The following is a 23,615-nucleotide window of genomic DNA, read 5'->3' as shown; positions in this document are numbered from 1 at the left end:
CCCATCCGGTCGCCGGCCCGGCCCCCCGCCCTGCCGTCAGCCGGCTTGGCCCGGGCCTGGGTTTCGCGCCGCACGACGGCGCAGCCCCCCGGCCAGGACGGCCAGGCCCATGCCCATCAGCAGCCAGCTGCCCGGCTCCGGCACGCCGGACACCACCAGTTCCACATGGTCGGCGCCATAGCGCAGCGCCAGCTGGTAGTGCGCGCTGTCGAGGTTGCTGTCCACTCGCAAGAACTGGCCTCTCACGCCGCCCTCGGCCGTCAGGAAGCGGTAGCTGCCGGTCACCACCGACGCCGGATCGAACTGCGCCCACAACAAGCCTTCCAGCCGGGCCGTTCCCGACACCAGAAGCTGGTCGACATCGCCACCCGTTGCCACGTCCAGCCACAGGCGCCCGGCTCCCAACAGCATCAGCTCGCCCTGCACGCTGCCCCGGCCCACCTCGCCGGAGGCGCCAGCGCTCAGGTCGCCGCCGAGCAGCTCCACCACGGGAGCTTCCACAAGGCCGGCCAACCAGGTCACCGGCCGCGCCGCAGCGGCCGACTCTGCCCACTGGCTGTACCTGGTGGTGCGCAGCGCGCTGCCGGTGCCGATGTCCATCACTCCCAGGTTGTCCAGCTGGTGGATCTGCACGTCGGCCCCGCCCAGCAGGCGCACCGTCCCCGGGTTCAGCAGCGCGCCGCCGAGGGCGTTGTATTCGTTGCCCTGCCACAGGGTCACGATACGGGCCTGCGCGCCATCGAGCACCAGTTCACCGCGGTTGGTGTCGATGAGGGCCGGACGGCGCCCGTCCGGGCCATTGCCCAGGTTCAACGCCAGCGTGCCGTCTCGCGCCACCAGGCGGCCGCCGCTGAGCTCGCCATTGCGGTACTGCACCAGGGGGCCCCACAGCACCAGGCGGCCGCGCTCGACCTCGACGCTGCCAAGATTGTCAAAGCGGCCGGTGAAGGTCAGCGGCCCGGCAGCGACCGAACGGACCGTGCCCGCGTTCGTGAAGGCGGCGCTCACCGTGGTGGCGCCAGCCCCGGTCTTCAGGTAGCGGCCCTCGTTCAGGAAGGAGGACACCGCCACACGGGTGGGGCGCGGCACATCGAATTCGGAATCGCGGGTGCCCTGGCTGTTGCGGTCCTCGAATCGGCCGTCGGGCCCGATGCGGATGCTGCCGCTGCCATAGAGGTCGGCGTTGCCGTCCCAGCCGGCCGCGCCCAGGAAGGTGTAGGCGCTGCGAATCTCCTTGCCCGGGGGCAGGGAGAAGCCGGCCCAGTAGTCGCGCCGGTCGTACAGCTCCGCGCGTCCGCGCACGGTCACTGGCCCGGCCACCTGCAGCACAGCTTCGCCCCACTCCAGCTCGCCCAGGTTCATCTGGCCCTGCACCTGCAGCCGGCTGAACTGCGCACTGGCATACGGCGGGTCGCCATTGTTCAGGGGGTCGCCGACGCTCAGGGCGCCCATCTCGATGTCGCCGTCCACGCGCACGCGGGCGGCCCGCGCCACTTCCAGGCGACCGGTGCCTTGCAGGCGGACGTCCGAGCCGATGCTGGCCCGGCCTTCGGCAAAGCGCAGCACCCCATCGTTGTTCACCGCTCCCCGGTCGAAGCGGGCCTCGAACTCGTTGTAGAACTCGCTGTCGACCAGCTCCACCTGCCCACCCTTGGCGATGTTCCAGGTGCCGGTGCTTGCGAGCAGGCCCCGGTCGTAGCGCACGACGAGCTGGGCGTCGGACAGCACCTCGACCACGCCGTCCTGGGACACGCCGGCACGGAAGGTGTTGAGCCGCATCGTCGCGTCCTTCACCCGCACATGGCCGCTGTTGGACCAGCTGCCTCCCGGCTCCACGCGCTGTTCCCAGGTGCCACCCAGCACATCCAGGCGACCGCGATTGTCGAAGGAGTAGGACCTGGTCGCGACGCTGGTCGTCGCGGCGCCGGTCTTGACGTAGCGGCCCTCGATGCGCAGCGTCGTGCCGTAAGCGCCGAGCGCGTGGGCAGCCGTGCGGGCCGTGTCATGGAAGACACCCTCCGGTCCGATGACCAACTGCGGTGTGGCCAGCACCGATGCGCCGTCGCGCCATTCGGTACGGCCGTTCAACTGCAATGACCCGGCACCCGCCATCACCAGCGACGGCCCGTCCAGCACGGTGCGGCCGGTCACGGTGAGCGCCATGTCGGTGCCTTCGACCGAGGCGCGGTCGCCGATGCTGCCGCCACGCCATCGCAGCCGGCCCAGCTCCAGTGCGGTGCCGTGGCCCACCAGCGTGCCGCCAGTGAGCTCGAGTGCGCCGAGGCGGGAAGCGCCCGCATGCAGGTCCAGTTGTCCGCCCGTCATGCGCAGCGTGCCAGTGCCACGCAGGCCGCGGGCGACAAAGCGGCCGCGACGCAGCATGGTGTCGTGGTCGCCGAGCAATGCCTCGGTGTCGCTGGCAGCGGGCGGGCCGGCAGACCAGTTGGGGGCCAGGTCCCAGTCAGGCCGCCCAGGGCCGGCGCCACCGGTCCACACCGTGTCGACGGCCCACGCCGGCACTGCCGCCGCCAGCGACGGCAAGGCCGCCAGCGCAGCATGGAGGCGCCGCACAACAGGACGTCGGCGCGCAACCGAGGAAGCGGCAGTTGCCGCAGGCCCGGCAGACGGGCGCTTGAGAACAAACACAGCCATGATGAAGTGCTCCCGAGAACAAGCACCGGCGGGATGCCAGGAGCCGCCAGGCTCCGATGCGGGTCACCGACCCGCCGTCGTCCGGTCGCCCGCCGGTGCAGGCCCTCCTGCGGGAGCCTGCGGCCCGAGCCGGCAAGATAGCCCTGTCGCGCCGGGACGCACCTCCCCGGCTCGCGGGGGGCGCGGGCGCCAGCCCGCGGCCGCCCCGGGCATCGAATCGACGACACACCGGCACTTCCCCCCGGCCCTGGGAGACAGGCCACCGGCCGTGACGGCCCCATGCGCCGCAAGCCGGAGCCGCCACGACCCACCCGACCGTCGACACGGAGATGAAGCGGCCTGGCCCGGGCACGGCCCCACCCGGCCATCCGTGTCGGGCAGAGCCCGGCGGCGCAACGCCGATCACTGCCTGGCACGAGCGCCTGAGGCCTCGCGCCTCCGCAGCACTGATAGATCAGTCAGGTTCTGGCTGCATCGCGCGGCTTCGTCCTCCATCCATGCCGGGGCGGATGTACGCTGTGCGGCCGCGACGTGCCGTGCGTGATTCAGGAGCAGGTCTTCGGGGGACGCCCGTCCCCCGCGCGAGTGCCGGCGACACGTCCGTCCTTTTCGTCCTCACACGGAGATCGCATGGACCTCTTCAACCTCCGGAGCCGCGCCAGTCGCAAGGCGGGTGCGCAGCGGCGAACCTCCCTTTGGGCATCGGCCGTGCTGTGCGCCTCGCTGGGCGGCGGCCTTGCCACCACCGCCTGTGCCACCGCGTCAAAGGCCGACGCCGCCCTACTGACCGCCGAGGTGCTGTCCGGCCGGGCCGACATGGTCAGTGGCGGCAGTACCCTCCTCGGCGTGACGCTGCCGGCCGGCGTGCCGGTCGACTCGCTGCGTTTCACGGTGGACGGCGTTCCGGCCAAGGCACAGGTGCTGCGCAGCCGCGACCAGCGGGTGGAGGCGCTGGTCTCCGGGCTGCCGGTCGGCGAGCACCAGGTGCGTGTGGCCAGCACCAACCTGCCCGATACCGTCGCGCAAGTGGTGGTTCGCAACCATCCGCTGTGGGGGCCGATCTTCTCCGGCCCGCATCTGGCGCCATTCGAGTGCCGCACGCGCGAGGCCGGCCTTGGCGCGCCGCTGGACGCCAATTGCTCGGCGGCCACGCGCTACGACTGGTTCTATTTCACCGCTGGCGGCGAACGCAAGCGACTCGCGGCTCCGCTTGGTCCCCGGCCGGCCGACCTGGCCAGCACCACGACGCTCGACGGCCGCAGCGTGCCCTTCATTGTCCGGGTGGAGTCGGGCACCCTCAACCGTGCGATCTACCGCATCGCCGTGCTGGACGACCCCAAGGCCGCCGGCGCCTGGAACCCGGCCGGCTGGAACCAGCGCGTGGTGCTGCGCTTCGGCGAATCGACCGGGGTGCAGTACAACCAGGGCGTCAATTCGGTGGATGATGTCTTCAAGACCACCGACTTCGATCGCCAGAGCATCACCGCGCTGGCGCGCGGCTTTGCCTATGTCGGCGCCACGCTCAACATCAACAAGGTCAACGTCAACGACCCGCTGGCCGCCGAGACGGCCATGATGCTGCGGGAGCACGTGGCCAAGCACTATGGCGTGCCGCGCTGGATGGCCGGGCTCGGCGGCTCGGGCGGTGCCATCCAGCAGTTGCTCATCGCACAGAACTACCCGGGCATCCTGGACGGCTTGATGGCCGACGCCAGCTTTCCGGATGTCTTCAGCACCGCCATGGCGGTGTCCGACTGCCGGCTGCTGCAGCGCTACTTTGCACACTCGCCACCCACCGACGAGGTGCGGCGCGCTGTCGAGGGGCACTTCAAGGACACCTGCCGCAACTGGGATGCCGGCAATGCGGACGCCATCGTCGTCACCAGCGGCGCCGTGCAACCCGCCTGCGGCCTGAGCGACCCGCAGCGCATCTACCACCCCGTGCGCAACCCGCAGGGGGTGCGCTGCTCCATCTATGACGTCAATGCCGCCTCGCTCGGCCGCGACGCCGATACCGGCTTCGTGCGACGCACGCTGGACAATGTGGGGGTGCAGTACGGCCTGACCGGGCTGCGCTCGGGCGCCATCACGGTGGAACAGTTCCTCGACCTCAACGAAAAGATCGGCGGCTACGACCAGGACGGCGAGCCCGCCACGGCCCGCACCGTGTCCGACCTCACCGCGCTGCCGCGGGTGTACGAGCTTGGCCGGGTGGGCACCGGCAGCGGCGGCCTGTCCACCGTCCCCATCTTCCACCTGCGGCCGTATGCCGAGCCGGCCGGCGACATCCATACCGCCTACAACGACATCAAGCTGCGGGAGCAGTTGAAGCGGGCCAACGGCCGCTTCGACAACCAGGTCATCTGGACCCTGCCTCACCCGGCGCTTGGACCGCTGTTGGGGCTCGATCCCGCGCAGCAGCAGGCGCTGGTGGAGCTGGTTCGTCAGCAGGCGGTGGCCCGGCTCGACCTGATGACGGCCTGGCTGGACGCCCTGAGTGCCGACCCGGCCCCCCTGACGCCGGACAAGGTGGCACGGCTCAAGCCCCGGGACGCCGAGGACGCCTGCTGGAGCGCCACCGACCGCGTGCGGCACCGCGAGCCGGCGACCCTTGACGGACCGGGCGTGTGCAACACGCTCTATCCCAAGACACCGTCGCCGCGCATGGTGGCCGGCGCATCGGTGGCCGATGACATCCTGAAATGCCGCCTCAAGCGCATCGACCTGGCCGACTATGCGCCGGCCGTCTTCACGCCGGCCCAGGCGGCCCGGCTGGCCGCGGTGTTTCCGAACGGTGTCTGCGACTGGCGCCAGCCGGGCATCGGGCAGAGCCATGCAACCCGGACGTGGGTGAGGTATTGACGGTAGCGGGGGGCTCTGCCCGGCGCTCGTGACCGAAGACGATCGTGGAGAACACTCGGGCCATCGTGCAGGCCTGCGGGATCGTGACACCGTGGGGCCGACAACGGGGCCCGAACGGCGCAGGTCGCCCCGCGAAGCGGGGGCATGTCGCTGCATCGTCCGGGCCCGGTCTTTCGGTAGCGAGCACTCTCGCCCACCACAAGAACGGCTCGGCTGAGGCCGCCGAGCGCCGGGTTCCAGGCGCACCAGTGCGAGCCACCCGCCCGATCCTGTTCCCCGCATGGGGCACCTCGGCTGGCGGGGAGCGGGGCTCGCCCTCATCGGCGTGGGGCTGGCGTCAGCGCCGGGCCATCGCTCGCAGGCTCGCAACGGCAGCCGTCTTCGGCATGTGAGGCGTGCAGCCGGTGTTTGTCGGCGGCCTCACCTGCTCGGTGAGACCGGGATCGGGATCCGGAGGCACCAGCGGACTCCGCCCCATGGAGGCCCTGGCCACCCACTGGAGCGGCTCGCCAAGCACAAGAGCCGGCCCGCAGAAAATGGGGCATCGCCTGCTCCATCCGCACCCGCTGTGCACCGGGTCTGCACACCGATGAGCCGGGCCGGTGCAAGGCCATCCGCGATCAAGGACGCGCACGCCGTTGCAACAGACATCGCCCTGGACGGCGCACGCGCTTACTCGACGCGTGCATAAGCACATGATCAAATTTCAGAAACGCGTCAGGGGAAGCCCGATGGATGTCGCGCGTTCTGCTGATCTCAACATTCACTCCAGGAGCTGCCATGAAAGCGATGATGACGATGCCGATGACCGATACCCCGGCGATGGGCATGATGATGAGCCCGATGATGTGCCACATGAGCACCGAGATGACGGATGAGGGCCTGAGCTGCACCATGACCCCGACCGACGGCATGTCGATGGGCATGATGCGCGACTGCTGCGACATGCTGAACAACATGATGGCCAAGGGCATGCCCTGCATGATGACCTGCAACGGCATGCCGATGATGATGGTCTGTGGCATGCCGATGATGCCCAAGATGAACTGCGAGATGACCGCCGAGGGCATGCGCTGCACCATGATGGGCGGCGACATGATGCCGATGGAGATGATGTCGCTGTGCAACGACATGATGACCCGCATGATGGCCTGCGGCATGCCGATGACCATGATGTGCGGCTCTGCACCGCTGATGGTCTGCATGCATTGATCCGGGCGGCGGCGGCCTGCCCGCCACCGCAAGGCGACAGCCTGGCCTGGCAACGAACCGCCGGACTGGCGCCGGCCCGTCCAGCCGCCAGGGACGGGCGCCTCACACCTTCACCGTGGCACGCGGATGCAGCGGCTGGGACACCCAGACGGCCACGGTCTCGCCGTCGTCGGCGTTGTGGCACAGCACGCGGTCCTGCCCTTCGAACTGCACCACTTCGCGCCAGGACAGCCGGTGCCCCCATGAGCCAATGAGGATGTCGAGCGCCCCCTTCACCACCATCACGTTGACCAGCGCGCGCCGGTCCTCGGCGGGCAGTTCCGCGGTGGCCCCGCGGGCGAGCCGCAATTCATGCAGGTCGGCATAGCGCGGCCCCTGCTCGACGAACAGCGCCCGCCGATGCCCGGCGCCTGCAGGGAGCGGGACCAGCGCGAGCGGATCCACCGGCAGCACCACCGCAGAAGCGGTCTGCCGAGGCTCCAGGAACCACGAGACCGACACATCGAAAGCGTGGGCGATGAGCCACAAGGTCTTGATGCTCGGCACGCTGCGTCCCAGCTCGATCTGCCCCAGCATGGCCCGCGACACGCTGCTGGCCGATGCCAGCTGATCCAGCGACCAGCGGCGCTGCCGGCGCAGCAGCTTGACGTTGTCACCCACCAGCGCGGCAAGGCCGAGCGGTGAGGGATGGCGGGGGCCCGGCGAGGAGGCACGCGGCGTCTTGCCACCGGAGCGACGGCTTCGGCCTTCTGCGTCTTCCGGCCGCTGCAGCGGCGATGACCTGCCGTGGGGTCCGTCGTCCATGCGTCGATTCAGCGCTGGAGGCCCTGCCGCGCCGGTGCTGTCCACCAGACCGTGTCGTGCGGACCCCGACCGGCCAAATGGCCGCCTGGGCGACTGCCGGGGAGCCAGTGGCAGGCAAGCTGGGTCAGGGCCAGGTAGCGCGCGCGGAGGAGCGCGTGTTCCCGGCGGCGGCGCGCGGTCAAGACGCGCTGCCGCGCAGCGGTGAAGTCGATGATGTGGGCGGTGGAGTTCATGGTGGGCAGCGCGCTGCTGAAGCGCCTCGTTCCGGCTGGCTTGCGCACAACTTAGCGCGATCGTTCCCCACAGGGAAGGACGAATTCCGGATATGCATCCTCACTCGTCCATGGTGCGCCGGCAATGCCGCGCCGGTGGGCCGCTGCCTGCTCCGCCGTGTGACAGGCAAGCGCCGCGAAACCGGCGGGGCAGCGTGCCGCAGTCCGCCATGGCGAATCCGTCCGAGGCCCATGAGGTGGCCATTGCGGCTCACGCGCCCCGCATGCCGGTTCAACGCATTGCTGCCGCTGCGCTGCCGCCTTGGCAACGGCGCCCCTGTGCCCCCAGCCGAGCGCGCGGACCCGGCCGATGCGCCGTTGTCCCCGAACTGCGTGACGGCGCACGCCCCGGCCTTTCTTGCGCCGCTGCTGCTCTATCCGGCAGCTTCCATGTGAAAGAGGCGCCCGCTCATTCTTCGATGGCCTGAAGGACGATTTGCTGATTGCTGCTGTTCAGCAATGGATGTGGCGTCCCCAACCATCAGGGGGCCGTGGCCCATGGGGACAGCGAGCGTCTGCTGTCAGTGAGGCAGACACCGCAGGCCAGGGGCTCGCAGCAAAGCCTTGCGCATCGGGCGGACGCCAGACGCTCGTCGGGAGCGTCCGTCCTTGGCATGCCGCTGGCGTGCCGCGCCCTGCCGGCGCTCGATCCTGCTGTGGTGCCTCGTGCTTTCGGTGGTGGTGCCTGGTGCTTGTACCGCTACTCCTCACGCACCGCAGCCCTGCATCCCGTCTCCCGGGGCGGCCGCCCGGGTCGCCGCGGCGGAGCAGGCCCTTCCGTGGGCTGCGACTCCCTGGCCGCCCACGCCGAGGAGCGCGCCGACTGCCATCAGCCCGCGGCAGCGGCACGCGGACCTTCCCGCCGCGCCGCGGCGACGAGGAGGTGCCCGGCGCTATGCGGCCCCGGCACACCCCGCCGCGGTGCTCAGAGCGAACCGAGGAAGGCCAGCAAGGCGTCCCGCTCGTCCTTCGAGTAGGCCTCGAAGCGCATGCGGGCGCCCTCGGCTTCGCCGCCATGCCAGAGGATGGCTTCCAGCAGGTTGCGGGCACGGCCGTCATGCAGATAGCGCACGTTCTGCTCGCCGTTCTGCACATGGCGCAACAGGCCCAGGCCCCACAGCGGCGGGGTGCGCCACATCGCGCCGCTGGCCTGTCCCTGCGGCAGGCCGTCGGCCAGTCCCGGTCCCATGTCGTGCAGCAGCAGGTCGGTATAGGGGCGAATGACCTGCTCACGCAGTTCGGCCAGCGGGTGGTGCTTGCCGGTGCTCAGCTGCGGCCGGTGGCAAGCGGTGCAGCGGGCCTGCGCGAACAGTGCGCTGCCACGCGTGATGCGGGCCGGATCGACTTCGTGCTCCGGCGGCACGCGGATGCCCTCGGGATAGCCGCTGCGCAGGCTGCGCTGGGCCGGCACGCCAATCAAGGAGAGGTACTGCGACATGCGTTGCACCTCCTGCTCCGACACCGCCACCGGGCCCTGCGGCCGACGGCAATCGGCGCCGCCGCGCTGGCAGTCGCGCGACGGGAACACCGGCGAGGTGACGCCCATGTCCTGCACCAGCGCATCGCCCACTTGCTGGCGCAAGCTGGCCTTGGTCGCCTTCCAGCCGAAGCGGCCAAGCAGGCGCCGGCCGGTCTCGGGATCGCGCACCCACTGCGCGATGCCGCGCACCCCGTCGCCGTCGCGGTCCGCCGGGTCGGCCAGTGCGAGCACGGTGGTTTCGTCCACCGCCTCGAGCAGGCCCAAGCCGATGACCTGCGGTGCCTGCCGCACCGAGTAGGCGGCCGGCCGCGGCCCGCGGAAGTCGTAGACCGGCTTCAGCAACTCCACCTGCTCGCCGCCGCTGAGCGTGCGCCGGGTGCTTTCGAAGGACCTCAGCGTCACTCCATGGTCGGCTGCCGCCGGATCGGCCGCCTGCTGCTGGATGTTCCAGCCGTAGGTCGGGTCTGGCTTCACCTCCCCCCCGGCGCCCACCACGCCGGTGAAGACCGACAAGGTGTCGAGCCGCTCACCGGGCTGCATGGGCGCGCTGCGCCCGTTCGCGGTGTGGCATTCAATGCAGCGGGCCTGGTTGAAGCGCGGGCCCAGCTGGCCCACATGGGCGGTGAAGACCGGGTTGACCTTCGGGTGTTCGGAATGGGTGCCGTCCGCGAACGAGGTATGGAAGAGCCGCCGCCCTTCGACAAAGCGCTGGGTGTTGCCGATGCCGATGTTGTTCGCCATCTGCTGGAACAGGCGGTGCGGTTCCTCGGAATAGTTGTACGAGACGCTCGCTTGCCCGCCGAGCAGGGTGGCTTCGGGCAGCGGCTCGGAATCGAGGTTGGGCGCGATGCCATACCAGGGGCGCAGGCCGACGCCCACCACGTAGAGCTGCTCGAAGGAGTAGTAGCGCTCGCCGCCGCCATCGATGGCCGGGCTCTTCAGGCGCGGCGCCGGGGCCAGTTCGATCTTGTCGCCCACCTTCAGCGGGCTGTGCGGCGAGGTGCGCCAGTTCGAGGTGAACTGCATCCGGCACACGCGCTGGCCGGCGTGGCACAGCGGCTTGCCCTCGGGGTTGTTGAAGCCGTAGTTCAGCGACCAGCCGAAGTCGCGCACCTCGGGGTTGTTGATGTTGCGGAACAGGCTGAAGGTGGTGCCGTCGAAGCTGCCGTCGTTGACATGCAGGATCACTTCGATGCGCTGGCGCCCGGCCGGCACTTCGTCGCGAATCTCGAGGCCAAAGGTGCGGTGCTGGAAGTAGAAGCTGGGAAAGGTCAGGTAGCGGCCCGGCCCGCTGTCCGGCGCGTCCCAGGCTTCGCCCCGTTCGCGGGCGTGGCGCTCGGTCGGCCGGGCTCCCATGAAGGTCACCAGCGTGCCGTCGGCTTCGCGGTATTGCAGGGTCTCCAGCGGCGCGGTGCCGGCCGGATGCAGCGGGGTGTATTCCTGGGTGGCCGCGTTTTCGGTCGGTGTGCCGCCCGATCCGGAGGACCCGCCACCGCCGCAGGCGGCCAGCACCAGCGAACCGGCCACCGCCGCCGCCTGCCACAGCGTCCGGATCCCGGCGCGAGCCCGGGCGTCGCGCTGCATCGATTTCTTGTTCTGCTTCATCGTGTTGTGTGTTGGAGAGGACCGGCTAGCGCGATAACGTTTCGCAACATCCGCACCGCTGCAGGATGAATGCAGGCGCCATGCCACGCAGGGAACGACCAAACGCGTCATCAGGGGCGGTCATCGCACCACTGTCCGGTCCCGGCACGACCTTCCTCGGCAGCGGCGCTGCACCAGCCGCAAGGCAACGACATGGCGCGCAGGGCGGCGGCGCCATCGCGGCAACGCGGGGGGCTGGCCGGCATTCGCCTTGCCACCTCCGCCTCATGCGCCCTACGGCCGACACACCCCTCACCGCGGCGGAAGTCGCTCGGGGCCAGCAGCACCTGGTCCGCGATGCGGCCTGGGGCAGCCTGGCGGGCTCGCTGCATGGCGGGGTCATCCTGGTTGGCTTTGCCCTCGCCCTCGGGGCCCGGCCGGTGCATGTGGGGCTGCTCGCGGCCATTCCGCTGCTGATGCAGGCGGTGCAGCTGCCCGCCATCGTGCTGGTCGAGCGCGTCGGGCAGCGCCGCCGCATCGCGGTATCCACGCTGGCCGCTGCGCGCGCCCTGGTGCTCCTGCTCGCCTTGCTGCCCTTCCTGTCCGATGCGTCGACCCAGCTGGGCCTGCTGATCCTGGCCCATACCGCCATCTCGGCACTCGGCTCCACCTGCGCCTGCTCGCTCAACTCCTGGCTACACCAGCTGCTGCCGCGCGACGGCCTGGGCGCCTTCTTCTCGAGGCGGCTGTTCTGGGGCACGGCCGCCGCCTGCATCGGCACGCTGGCCGGCGGCCTGTTCATCGACCACGCGCCCGTCGAAGACAAGACGTGGGCCTATGCCGCCTGCCTGGCACTCGGCGCGGCCGCCGGCTTCATCAGCTGCAGCTACCTGGCCCGCACGCCGGAGCCCCGCATGCCGCCCGCCTGGGCCCACGGCAGCGTGTGGTCGCGTCTGAAGCTGCCGTTCTCGGACCACAATTTCCGCCACTTCCTGGTGTTCACCGCGGGCTGGAACGCGGCCTCCAGCTTCGCCGCGCCTTTCCTGACGGTGTATTTGATGGAGCAGCTGGGCCTGCCACTCGGCACGGTCACCACCCTGTGGGTGGTCAGCCAGGTGGCGAACGCGCTCACGCTGTATGCCTGGGGCCGGATTTCGGACCGGCTATCCAACAAGGGCATCCTGTCCGTCGCGCTGCCGGCCTGGTTCGCCTGCCTGCTGGCACTGGCCTTCGCCGCCGAGCCAAGCCGGCACGCCTTCACGCTGCCGCTGCTGTACCTGCTGCACATCGTGATGGGGGCTGCCGCGGGCGGCATCGGGCTGGCCAACGGCAACATTGGGCTGAAGCTCGCGCCGCATGGCCAGGCTACGGCCTACCTGGCCGCCATCAGCCTGACCGGGGCGCTGTTCGGCGGCCTGGCGCCGCTGGCCGGGGGCGCCGCCGCACAATGGCTGGAAGACGCCGGCCTCAAGCTCTCGCTGGTGCTCGACTGGAGTGGCAACGGCCTCAACGACTGGGCAGTGATCGCCTTCACCCACTGGGAGTTTCTTTTGGTCGCCTCGGGCCTGGCCGGACTCTATGTCCTGCATCGCCTGTCCAAGGTCAGCGAAGGCGTGGAAGTGAGCGAGCGCGAGGTGGTGCAGCAGTTCGCACTGGAGGCGGTGCGCACGGTGAACCAGCTCTCCAGCGTCGGCGGCATGCTGGGCAGCTTGTTCACCTTCGGTCGCCTGTTCGACCGACGCCTCTACCTGCGTGCCGGCAGCCGGCCCGCCGGGCGCTCGCCGGCCTGATCAAAGGTTCGTAAAGTGCTTGCGCAGCGTGTGCAGCGTGTACTTCACCTCGAGATCAGCCGGATAGACCCGGGCCTCCTCCAGCGTGGCCGCGGGACGGTGGCGGGCCTCGGTCACGCTGCCCTGCCGCTTGAACTCGATGATGGGCCGCGAGTGCGCGTCGATGAAGGTGGCGAAGACGGTCATTTCGCTCGGCTTCTTGCGGGCCAGGTCATACGCTTCGACCACCGTTTCCCCCCGCGCATCCCGCCCGCAGCCAAGGGCCGCGCAGATCTGGGCAGGCTGGTGGTTCTGGTTGAAGCCGACGATCAGCAGGCGACGGATCGGAGCGGCGCCGATCATCTCCTGCATGCGGCCGATGTTGTCCAGCACGTGGCGCGGTGGCGTGTCGCCCGGCGCAAGGTCGGCGGTGAAGTGGCCGCCGACCAGATCGGTGTCCAGCACCGCGATGACGGCGGCGCAGCTCGACATCTGCGGAAATGCCAGACACTGGCCTCGCCCGGCACGGTCCTCGCGAATGACCTGGGCAGTACGTTGAACAGGGGTTGGGGGCATGGTTGCGGCCTGCATGGCAAGAGTGGGGTCCACCCGAAGCCCCGCACGATAGGCAGCCGGGCCCGCTTTGGCTGCCCCTACCCTTAGGGAGGGCGCTCGGCACCCCGTCTGTGTTGCCGAGCGCTCAGTGTTCTACCGCCGCCGGCCGGCGCGCCGGTCCTGCCACAGCGAAGCGCCGAACACCACCATGCCGCCCAAGGCCAGCAGGCTGCCGACCCAGCCGGTCGAAGTCCAGCCCAACCCCGCCGCGACGGCCGCGCCGCCCAGCCAGGCACCCAGGGCATTGGCGATATTGAACGCCGAGTGGTTCAACGCGGCGGCCAGCGTCTGTGCCTCGCCCGCCACGTCCATGAGCCGGATCTGCAGGGCCGGCCCGATGGCCACCACGGTGCCCACCAGGAACACGTTCACCGACGCCGCCAGCGCATGGGGCGCGGTGAACACCACAGCGCCCAGCACCACGGCGCTCCACACGAGCAAGCCGGCGATGGTGCCCATCAGCGACTTGTCGGCCAGCCGTGCGCCGAACAGGTTGCCCAGCACCATGCCGACGCCGAACAGGGCCAGCACCAGCGGCACCGCGTCGACCGGCAGGCCGGCCACCTCGGTGAGCGTCGGCTTGATGTAGCTGAACACCGAGAACATGCCGCCGAAACCGATCGCGCCGATGCCCAGCGTCAGCCAGACCTGTGGCTGCCGGAGCGCTCCCAGCTCACGCAGGGGGCTGGCACCCCGGTCCGCCGGCAGGTTCGGCACGCCCAGTCGGATCAGCCCGCAGGCGAGTGCGGCAATCGCGCCGACGAGGACAAAGGCCGCCCGCCAGCCCAGGTGCTGCCCCAGCCAGGCCGCAATCGGCACGCCAACCAGCGTCGCGCTGGTCAGCCCGCACATGACCAGCCCGACGGCGCTCGCCCGCCGGTCGGGCGGCGCCAGCGACGCCGCCACCAGTGCCGCGACACCGAAGTAGGTGCCATGCGGCAAGCCAGCCACGAAGCGCAGCAGGTTCAGCGAGCCCTCCCCCGGCGCCAGCGCGCTCGCGAGGTTGCCGGCCGCGAACATCGCCATCAAGGCCATCAGCAGCGCCCGCCGGGGCCAGCCGGCGGCCAGCACCGCCAACAGTGGCGCGCCGACCACGACCCCCAGCGCGTACGCGCTGATGACGTGGCCAGCCCGGGGGATGGAGATGTGCAGGTCGCGAGCGACCTCGGGCAGCAAGCCCATGATGACGAACTCGCCGGTGCCGATGGCAAAACCCCCGACGCCCAGCGCCAGGACGGCAGACCAGAAGGCACGGTCGCGATCGGAAGGAGACAGGCCGGTGACGGCGGCCGCGGGCGTCGAGGCGGTAACGATGGAATCCATGTGAGAGCAGGAAGACGACGGCGCCGCCCCGCAGCGAGCGAGGTGAGGGCACCGGAAAGGCTGTGGCAGGCGGGGATTGTGCTGCGGCGCAGCAGAAGCTGCTGGCGGTGGGTCTCTCGGCCGGTGCAGCACCGGCGCGGGGCGCGCCGTGGCACGGGGCGGCCCTGGACCGGCGGCTCGGGCGCAGGGCGGTCGCCCAGCTTGCAGCCAGCACGGCGCCGGGCGGTACCTCCTTGGTTGCGACTGGAGCCGCCCGACGCGCCCGTGCCCGGCCGGACCTGGCAGGGCACGGTGCAGCGCCGGTCGGGCGGACCGTCCCGCGCCATGTCGCCAGCCCGCCTCGGTCCAAGCGCTGTCTCAGTTCGAGGCAAATCCTGAAGCTCCTAACAGGTACTGAGGTAAGCTTCGCGCCCTTTCAACCGAGTGCGCGCACCTGCTTGTCGTGGAGTTCCGATCGTCCCCGGCCACCGCCTGGCCATTTGCTGCCCGCATGGCGCGGGCCCTCCGGCTGCCTCCCCACCCTCTGATCGCTGGCCTGCGTGCTGCGGCGCTGGCAGTGCTGCTGGTGCTGGGCGTGACGCCGCGCACGGCGCAAGCCGGCTTCGAGCAGTGCCGGCGCTTTTTCGTCAGCGGCCACCTGCCCAGTGTGCCGGCCAGCGCGCCGGGGCAACGGCGGGAGCTGTGTTTCGACGGTTTTGCAGTGCTGCACTCCGGTGTGGCAAAGACGCCGCTCTATGCAGTGGAGCGGCTGAGCCGCGCCCAGTTGCTGGACGCGCGCGGCGAGGCGCGCACCGACCGCTTCTATGAAGAAGCCCGCCTGCCCAGGGCGGAGCGGGCCCGGCTCGACGACTACCGCGGGACGCGGCGCAGCGGCCGCAGCAGCGCCGCCTTCGACCGCGGCCACATGGCGCCGGCGGCCGACATGCCGCACGCGCGGGCCATGGCACAAAGCTTCAGCCTGGCCAACATCGCCCCGCAAGCACCGCAGAACAACCGCCGGGCGTGGGCCGGCATCGAGAAGGCCACCCGCAAGTACGTGCTGCGGGCACGCGGCGACGTGTATGTCTTCACCGGCCCGGTGTTCGAGCGCCCGGCCCGCACGCTGGGCCGCGGCCGGGTCTGGGTGCCACGTTACTTCTACAAGCTGGTCTACGACCCGAGCACTCGCCGGGCCTGGGCACACTGGATCGAAAACCGCGACGAGGCCCGGGCCTCGCGGCCCTTGTCCTACGAGGCGCTGGTCCAGCGCACCGGCATCCGCTTCCTGCCGGCCGGGGCCGTCCGCGGCTGAGCGGAGGGCGATGCCCCCCAGGGGCGGCCCGGCAATGCCATGTGCCGCGCCGGGACGCCAGCCCGCGGACGGTCGCCCGGCCCGGCAGCGCAGCGTGCGGCGCCGCCTCGCTTGTCGAATTCCGACCCGGTCGATCGTCGTGGAGTCAGAGGGCCGTCCTCTGCTTCACGTCGTGATCACCATGGAAAACCGCACCGTCCGCCTTCACCGAGTGCTTCGCGCAGCGCCCGAGCGCATCTATCGGGCCTTCCTCGATGCCGACGCCATGGCCAAGTGGCTGCCGCCCTACGGCTTCACCTGCAAGGTCCACCACATGGACGTCCGCATCGGCGGAACGTTCAAGATGTCGTTCAGCAACTTCTCGACCGGTCGCGGCCATTCCTTCGGGGGCGAGTATCGCGAGCTGGTGCCGCACGAGCGCATTCGCTACTCCGACACATTCGACGACCCCAACCTGCCGGGCGAGATGGAAACGACCGTGGTCCTGCGGGCGGTGTCGTGCGGCACCGAGATCAGCATCACCCAGGCAGGCATCCCCGACGCCATTCCGGTGGAGATGTGCTATCTCGGATGGCAGGAGTCGCTGGCCCAATTGGCGACCCTGGTCGAGCCGACGATCCCCGACTGACCGCGACTGCCCCGGCGATGATGATGCAGCCGCGAACAGGCGCCGCGCGCGGGCTTCGGCTTCAGATACCGCGCCGCAGCGCGAGCGCCGGTGCCGGAGGCCCGCCGCAGTTGCATCGATCCTGAGACAACCGCGCCGCCCGTGCGGTCGGGCCGCGCCCGGCAGGCCCGGATGCTGGAAACGCCGGACCGCGGCGCCGCTGGCTGCCCGCCACCCGGCAGCGGATAACCCCGGCCCCTCCTTGGCCAGGGGTCGCATCTGCGGCCCGCCTGGCTCATGCTTGAGTGCGCCCGTTTCAAGGGCGCTGTCTCACTCCTGCAGCAGTACGCCCCTGAGCTGGCCGATGCAGTGCAGGCCTTGCAGTGGGCGCCACCGACCTGATCGGACGACACACTCAAGGAGGACCTATGGCCACCATCGATGGAACCGGCGCGAACGACGCGCTGGTGGACAGCAGCAGTGACCCCGCTTCGACGATCAACGGCAACTGGTCGCTTGGCGACGACCGCATGGAAGGACGCGGCGGCGACGACACCTATTGCGTGAATTCCACTGGCGACCAAGTGGTGGAATCGGCCGGGCAAGGCCAGGACACGGTGCTTTCCCGTGTGCGCAGCTACACCCTGGGCGCCCATGTGGAAGACCTGCGCCTCGACAATGCGCCCTTCGGCCCCGGCGACCGCCCCGAGGCACTCCACGGCACCGGCAACGCGCTCGACAACACCATTCGCGGCAACAGCAACGACAACACGCTGCGCGGGCTGGCCGGCAACGACTGGCTCTACGGCGGCGAAGGCAACGACCGGCTGGAAGGCGGCGATGGCGACGACCACCTGCACGGCGGCACCGACATCGACACCAGCGGGCAGGACACGCTGATCGGCGGCAAGGGCAACGACCTGTTGTTCGGCGGCCCGGGCGACGACCTGCTACTGGGCGGCGACGGCACCGACCGCCTGACGGGCTACGCCGGCCGGGACCGCATGGACGGCGGGCGTGGCGACGACATCTACCTGGACGCCGACAGCGACGACATCGTGAACGAGGCGGCACCGGACGGCGGCCAGGACACGGTGAAGGCCCGTACCAGCTTCACCCTGGGCCAGAACATCGAACACCTCACCCTGAACCAGGCGGCCACCGCACGCGACGGACGAGGCAACGGGCTGGACAACCGGATCGAGGGCAACGAATTCGTCAACCGGCTGTGGGGACTGGACGGCAAGGACACGCTCTGGGGCCATGCCGGTGACGACGTCCTGGACGGCGGCAGCGGCGACGACACCCTGATCGGCCAATGGGGCCGTGACACCCTCACCGGCGGCAGCGGTCACGACCGCTTCGTGCTCGGCGCGGCCGGCCCCGACGAAGGCGACACGCTGACCGACTTCAGCTCCGCCGAAGACACGCTGGTGTTGCCCGACACGCTGGACAGCCGGCTGCCCGGCGCGGCCGGCCAGGGCATCGAGGGGCTGCGCTTCAACGCCGGCGGCGGGCTCTCGGAGCTCTGGCTGTTCCGCGGCGAGGGCCGCTCCGGCCAGGGCGCCGGCGAGTTGAGCGGCATCTATGTCGACCTGGCGAGCGGCCGCCTCTGGTACAACCCGAGCACTGCGACGGGCGGGGACGCCTGGCTGCTGGGCACCGTCTCGCCAGCCGCCGCAGCCGGCCTGCAGGCGACCGACTTCGTCTACGGCATTTGAGCCTGCGGATGGGGATCGGCAGCCGCCGCCGGGCAGCTGGCAGGGGGCAAGCCCTCGCCTGCAAGCGGCCCTCGCTGGCAGCGCCCGTTGCAGGACGCCGGCGGGTGCCTGGCCTTGCATGCCGGCCGCCCGCCGGCCGGCCCCACGCTGCGGTCGGCACCTGAGGGCACCACCGCCGCGGCGGCAGCAGGCGGCCGGCGCAGGCCACCGAGCGCCGCTGCACATGATGTGTCCGCTACCGCACAGACCGCTGCGGCGGCTGTGGCGACGATGCAGGGATGCAGGATCGAGCCGGCTTGCGCGTGTGGTTCAGGTGGGCCGTCCGGGTCGCCGTCGGACGGCCACTGTTGCTGCCTTGGCTTGCCTGGAAGAGGGCAGGCGTGCTGCCAGGCGGGCAGCCGATGACGGCGGCGACCGGGGCCATCGCCAGCGGCGAGCCGCTCGAGTTCCTGGACACCCGGCCGGAATGGAAGGAGCAGGCCTGACCCGCCTGCGACCGGCCCGCTGGCTGCCCAGCAGCGGCCCGCGGCCGCCGCACGCTACCCTGGTGCGCCGTCCCCGCACTGGGAGACGAGGCAGTGGATGAAATGGAGCTTGGCCACGGCGGCACGCGGCAGCACGAATGGATAGAAGTCGTGCAAGCCCATGGCGCTCGACATCTCGTTCATCACGCTGGTGATGCCGATCCAGGCATGCAGGCCCTGTAGAAACGCTGTGCCGCCGGCGGCATGCCGGTCCCAGAGGTCCTCGCTGCCATAGGGCTGGGCCTCGACCTCCGCCTCGTCGGTAGCGAGCCGGAAGCTGACGGCCGTGTCCAGGGTGTCGCGGATGTGCAGGTAGTGGGCGAAGGTTTCCGCCCAGTCCTCCCAAGGGTGCATGCTGGCATAGGCGCTCACGAAATGCCGGTTCCAGTCGGCCGGTGGCCCCCGCTCGTAGTTCGCCTTCAATGCGGCGCCGTAGTCCTGGCGTTCATCGCCGAATGCGGCACGGAAAGGCGCCTGCCAACGCGTGCCGGCCACCAGCCGATCCCAGTAGTAGTGGCCGATTTCATGGCGGAAGTGCCCGAGCAGGGTGCGGTATGGCTCGCCCATGTCCTCGCGGACCCGTTCGCGGAACGGGTCGTCTGCCTCGGCAATGTCGATGGTGATGATGCCGCCACAATGGCCGGTGATCACGCGCGGCTCGCCGGGCCCCGAACTCAGGAAGTCGTACGCCAGCCCGTGATCGCGATCCGGCCCCCGGGGCGACACGTCGAGACCCAGGCCGATCAGCTGCGAGATGAGGCGGCGCTTGGCCTTCTCCATGCGTCGCCACAGCACCAGGTTCGCCTCGCTCGCCAAGGACGGGATGGTGCGGTTCAGGCGGCATGCCACGCACAGGGCGGGCCGCTGCTCGTCGTCGCCGTCTTCGATCAGCCAATTGCAGCCGATGCGCGTGAAGTTGGTGCAGCGCCGGTAGCCCCGCCCCGGCCCCAGCTCGGGTCCCGACACCTGCCAGGTCCCCGGCAGCGATCCAGCCCGCAGGCAACACAGCGTACCGCTGGAAGGCAGATAGCCCAGCGGCGCGCGGCACGCCAGGCACTCGCTGTTGCGGAAGAAGATCGGCCGGCCGCAGCGGCACCGATAGGCGCGCGATACGGCAAGCAAGGCAGAGGCGGCAGGCCGGGGGGCCGATGGACAAAGAGGCATCGGGCTGAGCGAGGAGGGACGGGGCACCGCGGCCCATCAGGCGCGGCGAAGCTCCAGGAGCCGGGCGTCCGACGGCACGCCGCTGTCCGTCGACAAGGCCTGCAGGCTGTGATGCGGGAGGCTCACGCCGGCCGCCGGGTCCTCCACCGCCACGGTGCGGATGACAGGCGCATAAGACACGACGGAGCCGAACATCGTCGCAAAGGCGACGTCGGCGGCGTCGCGCCCGGTGCCAAACCGGACCAGTCCCATGGGCACGGCGGTGCCGGACGGGTCGAAGATGTACCACCGGTGGCCGAGGAACACTTCGACATAGGCATGGAAGTCGGGCGGCCCGAGCGCGAGATCGGCCCCATAGTCGGTACCGGTCGTGAACCGCGCCGGCAGGTTGACCGCCCGGCACAGCGCGATCATCAGGTGGGCAAAATCGCGGCACACGCCCACCTGCTCGATGAGGGTGTCGACCGCCGAGGTATTGCCGTTGGAAGTGTTGGACGTGAAGCTCACCCGGCGCCGCACCCACTCCTGGATGGCCAGGACCCGGGCGTATCCCTGCGGCAGTTGCCCGAACTCGTTCATGGCAAGCCGGAGCAGGCGGTCCGACTGGCAATAGCGGCTGGGATAGATGTAGCCAAGCACGCCCAGCGGAAGGCTGTGGATCGGCACTTCGAACAGCTCGTCCGGCTCCGACCGGTGGTGGAGCAGTTCCACCGTCGCTGCATAGGAGATGTTGAGCTTGCCGGGCTCGCCCTTCAAGCGCATATACCGGTTGCCGGTGGCGGGGTCGGTCTGCACCTGCGGCGTGACCGGCTGGTTCAGGACCAGGCGCTCCGACGAGACCGTCTGGCAATGGGTGTGCGCCGCATGGATGTTGAAGACGAAATCGGCGCCTTGCTCGCCAATGTCATAGCTCAGCTCGACTTCGAGTTGGATGCGGATCATGCGATGTGCCCTTTCAAGGCCGGGAGTTGCGGCGGCGCCGTCCTTGCCTGCAGCGGACGGTCGGCCCGGGGCCCGTTCGCCTGTTGTACCGCGCAGTGCGTCAGCGAGCCATGGGCAGCGACAGCAGGCGCTCGTATTCCTTCTTCACCACGGCATAGCACTCGCACGTCCGCAGCTCCAGCCCGGCCCGGTCGCAAACGGTGATGTGGCCGCGCCGGTACTGGATCAAGCCGGCCCGGCGCAGGTTGGCGGCCGCTTCGGACACGCCTTCGCGCCGCACCCCGAGCATGCTGGCGATGAGCTCCTGTGTGAGGGCGAGTTCCTTGCCTGGTGGCGCCCGGTCCAGGGTCAGGAGCAGCCAGCGGCACAACTGCTGGTCCAGCGAGTGGTGCCGATTGCAGACCGACGTCTGCGTCATCTGGGTGATGAGCGCTTGCGTGTAGCGCAGCAGCAGGTGCAACACCGCCGTGGAACTGCTGAACTCCTGCTGCAGGAAGGCGGCGGGCACGCGAAACGCTTCGCCGGCGTTTCGCACCACCGCCCGGCTCGGTGTCGAGCCCCCGCCCATGAACAGGGAGATGCCGACCAGTCCTTCGTGGCCGACGACGGCGATCTCCGCGGACGCGCCATCCTCGAAGCCATAGAGCAGCGACACGATCGAGGTGGTCGGGAAAAACACCTGCGTCATGGCCACTCCCGACTCGTACAACACCTGGCCAAGCGTCAGGTGCACCGGCTGCACCGCCTGGCTCCAGCGTTCCCACTCGGCCGGCGGCAGCGCCGACAGCAATTGGTTGTCCCTCGGGTTCGGCTGCATGGTGACGGTCGACTCCTGCCGTTCTGTCCACCGGTCGCCATTGCGGCGGCGGGATACCGGCCAGCCGAGTATAGGAGCGTCTCCCGGCCAGGCGACCCCGCCCCCGGAGCCGCCCGGGAGGCGTCAGGGTCTGGCGGCACCCTGAGTCCTGCGGGTGCCGCATTCCTTCTTCGTCTCGGGTCATGCAGGGTCCTTGTGCTGCGGGGTAGGTGCGTGTGGCGGGAGCCGGGCCGGCGGGATGGCCCCGCCCCGGGGCCACCGGCTTCGCGCGCTGCGCGGGCCGACCACATCGATGTCCTTGCAGCATCTTGCGCGCGTTGCGCCTTGCCGTCTGTTCGCTACCGCACGCGGCAGCGCTGGCGGGCCGTCGGCCCTGCTACGGCGGCGCAGGCCGGGCCGCACGGCCGCCCTGCCCGGTCGGCCCGGCAAGAAGCCCCCCAGAAGCGCCCCACCGCACCGACACGGACGAGTCCTTCCTGCACGATGGTTCCTCCGCCAATGCATCGCCGGTCGTGCCATGGCGGCGACGATCGCCAGCCCGCAGGGAGAGAAAGGAGACGCGACCATGCTTGCGCCCGACAGGAACACCTTGATCGAGCAGTTGCCCCGGGATGAACGCCGTCGGCTGCTGACCGCCGCGCAGCAGGTGTCGCTCGAGTTCGGCGACCTCCTCGAACGCTCGGGCGACCCCTACCAGCATGTGCTGTTTCCGACCGGGGCGGTCATCTCGTTGGCAGCTTGCACCGCCGAACGGCCGGGGGTGGAACTGGACATGGTCGGCAACCGCGGCATGCATGGGTCCACGGTGATCCTCGAGCTGGATGTGGCCCCCCTCGACGCCACCGTGAGGCGCAGCGGCACCGCCTGGCAAATGTCGACGGCTGCATTGCGCGAGGCCTTGACCTGCAGCCCCGCACTGCTCGCCGGGCTGCGCCTGCAGTTGCATGCGGGCATCGGCCGCCATGCGCTGGCGGTGGGCTGCGCGCACTTCCATCGCGTGGAACACCGACTGGCAACGCTCCTGCTGAGAACGGCCGACTGCGCCGGGGACGACACCATCGACCTCACCCACCAGTGGTTGTCGCGCATCCTCGGCGCGCGGCGCGTCAGCATCACGCAGGCGGCATGCGCCCTGCAGGCATGCGGCTCCATCAGCTACCACCGCGGCTCGATCGCCGTGCTGAACCGCCGTCTGCTGCGCGCCCACGCCTGCAGTTGCTACAACGCCGGGCTGATGTAGCCCGGGACGCCGGGCCCAGCGGCGCGTAAGGCAGGGCGTCCGCGGCGGCCCGGGCCAAGACCTGCCAGTGAGCGGCAGCGTACAGACGCCAGCCGCATCGTCGGCGAAGCTCCAGATGTCCATTCATCCCGCCTGCGGAGCCCCCATGTCACATCAAAGCGAAATCGCCGCCCTCCAGGAGAGGATCGCCAAGGCGACATCCGACACCGATACATGGCGCTCGACGAGCAACCAGGAGAAGTACATGGAGACCTATTGCCTCGTCGAGGCGCTCGAACGCCAGCTCGAAGCCCTGCGCAGCCAGCGCATGGCCTGAGCCTTGCCGGCCCAGCGCGCCCTGCCCCGCCCTCCGCCCTTCACCGAAAGACCCCCATGCACATTCCCGAAGCCACCAAGCCGGCCCTCTGGGGCGGCGTGATCGGCGCCATGGCCATGGCGCTCCTCGGATTCACCCTGGGCGGCTGGACCACCGCCCGCAGCGCGGAGTCCTTGGCATCGGTGCGGGCGGACAACGCAGTGGTTGCCGCGCTCGCGCCGGTATGCGCCGACAGGTTCCGGCACACCAGCGAGGTGGCGGTCAACACCGCGGCATTGAAGAAGACCGATGCCTGGTCGCAAGGCGTCTTCGTCGAGAAGGGCGGCTGGGCCACGATGCCGGGGAACACCTCGGCCGAGCGTGTCTCCGCCGTGGCCCGCGCCTGCGCGGTCCTGCTGGCGAGTGCCTGAGGTGGATGGG

The 23,615-nt window shown here is 70.2% G+C and carries 17 protein-coding genes; 8 read left to right on the top strand and 9 right to left on the bottom strand.

Annotated features, from left to right (window positions below; translation table 11 throughout):
• Positions 1 to 36: 36 nt before the first annotated feature.
• Entirely contained in the window at positions 37 to 2,571 is a 2,535-nt protein-coding gene (locus N7L95_RS27620) for a PEP-CTERM sorting domain-containing protein (protein WP_301260847.1), read from the bottom strand.
• Between the two features lie 711 nt (positions 2,572 to 3,282).
• On the opposite strand from N7L95_RS27620, the gene N7L95_RS27615 reads away from it, so the two are divergent.
• Complete coding sequence (locus tag N7L95_RS27615) at positions 3,283 to 5,514, top strand: DUF6351 family protein (RefSeq protein WP_301260846.1); 2,232 nt, start codon at positions 3,283 to 3,285, stop codon at positions 5,512 to 5,514.
• A 620-nt stretch (positions 5,515 to 6,134) separates the two neighbouring features.
• On the opposite strand, the gene N7L95_RS27610 is transcribed toward N7L95_RS27615, so the two are convergent.
• From N7L95_RS27610 to N7L95_RS27600, 3 genes are all read right to left on the bottom strand, one after another.
• The gene (locus tag N7L95_RS27610) at positions 6,135 to 6,719 is read right to left on the bottom strand and encodes a hypothetical protein (RefSeq protein ID WP_301260845.1); all 585 of its coding nucleotides are present in this window, start codon (positions 6,717 to 6,719) and stop codon (positions 6,135 to 6,137) included.
• A 109-nt stretch (positions 6,720 to 6,828) separates the two neighbouring features.
• Positions 6,829 to 7,530, bottom strand: a complete 702-nt coding sequence (locus N7L95_RS27605; RefSeq protein ID WP_301260844.1) for a helix-turn-helix domain-containing protein — start codon at positions 7,528 to 7,530, stop codon at positions 6,829 to 6,831.
• Positions 7,531 to 8,727: 1,197 nt separating this feature from the next.
• Complete coding sequence (locus N7L95_RS27600; RefSeq protein WP_301260843.1) at positions 8,728 to 10,887, bottom strand: di-heme oxidoreductase family protein; 2,160 nt, start codon at positions 10,885 to 10,887, stop codon at positions 8,728 to 8,730.
• Positions 10,888 to 11,153: 266 nt separating this feature from the next.
• Here N7L95_RS27600 and N7L95_RS27595 point away from each other — a divergent pair, with 266 nt between their 5' ends.
• On the top strand, positions 11,154 to 12,656 hold the full coding sequence (locus N7L95_RS27595) for an MFS transporter (RefSeq protein ID WP_301260842.1): 1,503 nt from the start codon (positions 11,154 to 11,156) through the stop codon (positions 12,654 to 12,656).
• Here the strand turns inward: N7L95_RS27595 and N7L95_RS27590 are convergent, their stop codons facing one another.
• Both N7L95_RS27590 and N7L95_RS27585 read right to left on the bottom strand, forming a co-directional pair.
• Positions 12,657 to 13,226 carry a hypothetical protein gene (locus N7L95_RS27590; protein WP_301260841.1) on the bottom strand — a complete coding sequence of 190 codons (570 nt, stop codon included), beginning with the start codon at positions 13,224 to 13,226 and terminating at the stop codon, positions 12,657 to 12,659.
• A gap of 117 nt (positions 13,227 to 13,343) precedes the next feature.
• Positions 13,344 to 14,573, bottom strand: a complete 1,230-nt coding sequence (locus N7L95_RS27585; RefSeq protein ID WP_301260840.1) for an MFS transporter — start codon at positions 14,571 to 14,573, stop codon at positions 13,344 to 13,346.
• A 490-nt stretch (positions 14,574 to 15,063) separates the two neighbouring features.
• Here N7L95_RS27585 and N7L95_RS27580 point away from each other — a divergent pair, with 490 nt between their 5' ends.
• The 3 genes from N7L95_RS27580 (at position 15,064) to N7L95_RS27570 (ending at position 18,192) form a co-directional block, all read left to right on the top strand.
• Positions 15,064 to 15,864 (top strand): DNA/RNA non-specific endonuclease, encoded by an 801-nt coding sequence (locus N7L95_RS27580; RefSeq protein ID WP_301260839.1) that lies wholly within the window; start codon positions 15,064 to 15,066, stop codon positions 15,862 to 15,864.
• A gap of 181 nt (positions 15,865 to 16,045) precedes the next feature.
• Entirely contained in the window at positions 16,046 to 16,492 is a 447-nt protein-coding gene (locus N7L95_RS27575) for an SRPBCC family protein (protein WP_301261183.1), read from the top strand.
• Positions 16,493 to 16,899: 407 nt separating this feature from the next.
• Positions 16,900 to 18,192, top strand: coding sequence for a calcium-binding protein (locus N7L95_RS27570; protein ID WP_301260838.1), 1,293 nt, complete (start codon positions 16,900 to 16,902; stop codon positions 18,190 to 18,192).
• 539 nt (positions 18,193 to 18,731) lie between these two features.
• On the opposite strand, the gene N7L95_RS27565 is transcribed toward N7L95_RS27570, so the two are convergent.
• From N7L95_RS27565 to N7L95_RS27555, 3 genes are all read right to left on the bottom strand, one after another.
• Positions 18,732 to 19,880, bottom strand: coding sequence for a zinc-binding metallopeptidase family protein (locus N7L95_RS27565; protein ID WP_301260837.1), 1,149 nt, complete (start codon positions 19,878 to 19,880; stop codon positions 18,732 to 18,734).
• 36 nt (positions 19,881 to 19,916) lie between these two features.
• Complete coding sequence (locus tag N7L95_RS27560) at positions 19,917 to 20,822, bottom strand: transglutaminase-like domain-containing protein (RefSeq protein WP_301260836.1); 906 nt, start codon at positions 20,820 to 20,822, stop codon at positions 19,917 to 19,919.
• A gap of 100 nt (positions 20,823 to 20,922) precedes the next feature.
• Positions 20,923 to 21,639, bottom strand: a complete 717-nt coding sequence (locus N7L95_RS27555) for a Crp/Fnr family transcriptional regulator (protein WP_301260835.1) — start codon at positions 21,637 to 21,639, stop codon at positions 20,923 to 20,925.
• Positions 21,640 to 22,204: 565 nt separating this feature from the next.
• Between N7L95_RS27555 and N7L95_RS27550 the strand changes: the two genes are divergently transcribed.
• From N7L95_RS27550 to N7L95_RS27540, 3 genes are all read left to right on the top strand, one after another.
• Positions 22,205 to 22,879, top strand: coding sequence for a Crp/Fnr family transcriptional regulator (locus N7L95_RS27550; protein ID WP_301260834.1), 675 nt, complete (start codon positions 22,205 to 22,207; stop codon positions 22,877 to 22,879).
• A 145-nt stretch (positions 22,880 to 23,024) separates the two neighbouring features.
• Positions 23,025 to 23,195, top strand: a complete 171-nt coding sequence (locus tag N7L95_RS27545; RefSeq protein ID WP_301260833.1) for a hypothetical protein — start codon at positions 23,025 to 23,027, stop codon at positions 23,193 to 23,195.
• 56 nt (positions 23,196 to 23,251) lie between these two features.
• A complete protein-coding gene (locus N7L95_RS27540; RefSeq protein ID WP_301260832.1) occupies positions 23,252 to 23,605 on the top strand; it encodes a hypothetical protein in 354 nt (117 codons plus the stop codon).
• Positions 23,606 to 23,615: the final 10 nt, after the last annotated feature.

It is taken from the genome of Eleftheria terrae, from assembly GCF_030419005.1.
Classification (GTDB): Bacteria; Pseudomonadota; Gammaproteobacteria; order Burkholderiales; family Burkholderiaceae_C; genus Caldimonas; species Caldimonas terrae.
Note: the sequence above shows the minus strand (reverse complement) of the source record. Positions and strands in the feature narration are given on the sequence as shown.

What these genes read in the sequence shown, in the direction of transcription:
- N7L95_RS27615 (WP_301260846.1), top strand. Translation starts at nt 3,283, where the DNA reads ATGGACCTCTTCAACCTCCGGAGCCGCGCCAGTCGCAAGGCGGGTGCG.
- N7L95_RS27570 (WP_301260838.1), top strand. Translation starts at nt 16,900, where the DNA reads ATGGCCACCATCGATGGAACCGGCGCGAACGACGCGCTGGTGGACAGC.
- N7L95_RS27595 (WP_301260842.1), top strand. Translation starts at nt 11,154, where the DNA reads ATGCGCCCTACGGCCGACACACCCCTCACCGCGGCGGAAGTCGCTCGG.
- N7L95_RS27565 (WP_301260837.1), bottom strand. Translation starts at nt 19,880, where the DNA reads ATGCCTCTTTGTCCATCGGCCCCCCGGCCTGCCGCCTCTGCCTTGCTT.
- N7L95_RS27585 (WP_301260840.1), bottom strand. Translation starts at nt 14,573, where the DNA reads ATGGATTCCATCGTTACCGCCTCGACGCCCGCGGCCGCCGTCACCGGC.
- N7L95_RS27575 (WP_301261183.1), top strand. Translation starts at nt 16,046, where the DNA reads ATGGAAAACCGCACCGTCCGCCTTCACCGAGTGCTTCGCGCAGCGCCC.
- N7L95_RS27540 (WP_301260832.1), top strand. Translation starts at nt 23,252, where the DNA reads ATGCACATTCCCGAAGCCACCAAGCCGGCCCTCTGGGGCGGCGTGATC.
- N7L95_RS27610 (WP_301260845.1), bottom strand. Translation starts at nt 6,719, where the DNA reads ATGCAGACCATCAGCGGTGCAGAGCCGCACATCATGGTCATCGGCATG.
- N7L95_RS27545 (WP_301260833.1), top strand. Translation starts at nt 23,025, where the DNA reads ATGTCACATCAAAGCGAAATCGCCGCCCTCCAGGAGAGGATCGCCAAG.
- N7L95_RS27580 (WP_301260839.1), top strand. Translation starts at nt 15,064, where the DNA reads ATGGCGCGGGCCCTCCGGCTGCCTCCCCACCCTCTGATCGCTGGCCTG.
- N7L95_RS27560 (WP_301260836.1), bottom strand. Translation starts at nt 20,822, where the DNA reads ATGATCCGCATCCAACTCGAAGTCGAGCTGAGCTATGACATTGGCGAG.
- N7L95_RS27600 (WP_301260843.1), bottom strand. Translation starts at nt 10,887, where the DNA reads ATGAAGCAGAACAAGAAATCGATGCAGCGCGACGCCCGGGCTCGCGCC.
- N7L95_RS27550 (WP_301260834.1), top strand. Translation starts at nt 22,205, where the DNA reads ATGCTTGCGCCCGACAGGAACACCTTGATCGAGCAGTTGCCCCGGGAT.
- N7L95_RS27555 (WP_301260835.1), bottom strand. Translation starts at nt 21,639, where the DNA reads ATGCAGCCGAACCCGAGGGACAACCAATTGCTGTCGGCGCTGCCGCCG.
- N7L95_RS27590 (WP_301260841.1), bottom strand. Translation starts at nt 13,226, where the DNA reads ATGCAGGCCGCAACCATGCCCCCAACCCCTGTTCAACGTACTGCCCAG.
- N7L95_RS27605 (WP_301260844.1), bottom strand. Translation starts at nt 7,530, where the DNA reads ATGGACGACGGACCCCACGGCAGGTCATCGCCGCTGCAGCGGCCGGAA.